Origin of the sequence: Streptomyces sp. NRRL S-495, assembly GCF_000966955.1 — a bacterium.
GTDB classification, from domain to species: Bacteria; Actinomycetota; Actinomycetes; order Streptomycetales; family Streptomycetaceae; genus Kitasatospora; species Kitasatospora purpeofusca.
On record NZ_JZWY01001293.1, the window covers coordinates 1 to 2,027 of the forward strand.

At 71.4% G+C, this 2,027-nt stretch carries 3 protein-coding genes; all 3 read right to left on the reverse strand.

Going from position 1 to position 2,027, the window contains the following annotated elements; translation table 11 throughout:
- A partial coding sequence (locus VR45_RS41265; protein WP_045945121.1) for a 4-carboxy-4-hydroxy-2-oxoadipate aldolase/oxaloacetate decarboxylase occupies window positions 1–390 on the reverse strand: 390 nt, incomplete at its 3' end.
- Window positions 391–408: 18 nt separating this feature from the next.
- Window positions 409–1,434, reverse strand: coding sequence for an amidohydrolase family protein (locus tag VR45_RS41270; RefSeq protein WP_045945122.1), 1,026 nt, complete (start codon window positions 1,432–1,434; stop codon window positions 409–411).
- Between the two features lie 25 nt (window positions 1,435–1,459).
- On the reverse strand, window positions 1,460–2,027 hold a 568-nt coding region (locus VR45_RS41275; protein ID WP_045945123.1), incomplete at its 5' end, for an FAD-dependent monooxygenase.

The window sequence follows — 2,027 nt, forward strand, 5'->3', positions numbered from 1 at the left end:
GTCCATCTCCTCGAGTTCGGCCACGTCACGCACGCCGCCGTCGATGACCAGGCCCCGGCATCCCCGGGCGCGGAAGGAGGTGGCGAGCAGTTCGCCGAAGAATCCGTCCTCGCTCTCGGTCGTGCAGGCGGCGACCACGACGTCGCCCTCCCGGACCTGCTCGGCGGCGACGTGCAGCATCCAGTTGTCGCCGGGTTGCAGCAGGACGGTCACCGTCGTGCCGCACAGCCTGGCCTTCGGGTAGGCCGGGCGCAGGTAGGGGCGCATCAGTCCGACCCGGCCCATGGCCTCGTGGATCGTCGCCACGCCGAACGTCGACAGCGCGGCGACCGCCTCGGGGGCGGCGCGGGTGATCGACGTGTGGACGACGCCGATTTCGGTGTGTTCCATGCGGTGGTTCTCCTGGGTTCAGCGGCCGGCTGCGGCGAGCCGGGCGGCGAGGCGGGGGTGGACGCGCAGGGCGTTGCCCGAGTAGACGGCGGCCCGCTCCTCGTCGGAGAGGTTCGGCGTGGCGTCGACGTACCGCTTCGTGTCGTCGAAGTGGTGGCCGGTGAGCGGGTCGATGTCGCGGACCGCGCCGATCATCTCGCTGGCGAAGAGGACCGACCGGCTGGGGACGACCCGGGTCAGCAGGTCGACGCCGGGCTGGTGGTAGACGCAGGTGTCGAAGAAGACGTTGTCCAGCAGCGTCTCGGGGTCCGGCTTGCCGAGCGCCATCGCCAGGCCGCGGAAGCGCCCCCAGTGGTAGGGCACCGCGCCGCCGCCGTGCGGGATCACGAACCGCAGCGTCGGGAAGTCGGCGAACAGGTCGCCCTGGAGCAGTTGCATGAACGCCGTGGTGTCGGCGTTGAGGTAGTGGGCCCCGGTGGTGTGGAAGGCCGGGTTGCACGAGGTGCTGACGTGGATCATGGCCGGGATGTCGTACTCGGCCATCGCCTCGTAGACCGGGTACCAGCTGCGGTCGGTCAGCGGCGGAGCGGTCCACCTGCCGCCCGAGGGGTCGGGGTTGAGGTTGATCGTCACCGCACCGAGTTCCTCGACCGCGCGGCGCAGCTCGGGCAGACAGGTGGCGGGGTCGACTCCGGGCGACTGCGGGAGCATCGCGCCCATCGCGAACCGGTCGGGGTAGAGCGTGCTGACGCGGTGGACCAGGTCGTTGCAGATTCGCGCCCACACCGAGGAGACTTCGAAGTCGCCGATGTGATGGGCCATGAAGCTGGCCCGCGGGGAGAAGATGGTCAGGTCGCTGCCGCGCTCGTCCATGAGCCGCAGTTGGTTGCCCTCGATCGCCTGGCGCAGGTCGTCGTCGGTGATGGCCAGGGCGTCGGGATCGGGTGCGTCGCCGGTGGAGCCGGCCGCCGCCACCTGCCGGTCCCGCCACTGCGCCAACTGCGGCGGTGCGGTGGTGAAGTGGCCGTGACAGTCGATGATCATGCGTGCTCTCCTGGTGGGGTCCGGGTCAGTCCTGGACGGCGGCGGGCCAGCCGGTGTACTGCTCGGCGAGGAAGGTGCGGCCGGCCCGGGTGCCCACCGCGTTGTCGAGCTCGCCGAGCCGGCGCCGCAGGTCGAACGGCGTGTCTCCGGGCGCGGTGTGCAGCAGCCGGGTCATCCAGTACGAGAAGTTCTGTGCCCGCCAGACCCGTTGGAGGGCACGCGGCTGGTAGTCGTCCAGCGCGGCCGAGCCCTCGCCGCCGAGCGCACGCAGCAGCACGCCGGCGAGTACCTTCACGTCGTGCAGCGCCAGGTTCAGCCCGCGGGCGCCGGTCGGCGGCACGGTGTGCGCGGCGTCGCCCGCCAGCGCCATCGAGCCCCAGCGCATCGGCTCCTGAACGAACGAGCGGAACCGCAGCACCGTCTTCTCGATGATCGGCCCCTCCTTGAGCCGGAAGCCGTCCTCGCCGGCCACCCGGGCCTGGAGCGTCTCCCAGACGCGGTCGTCCGGCCAGGCGTCCGCGGACTCGTCGGGGGCGCACTGGAAGTACATCCGCTGCACGGTCGTGGTGCGCTGGCTGATCAGCGCGAACCCG

Coding starts and splice junctions, on each gene's coding strand:
- VR45_RS41270 (WP_045945122.1), bottom strand. CDS start 1,434: ATGATCATCGACTGTCACGGCCACTTCACCACCGCACCGCCGCAGTTG.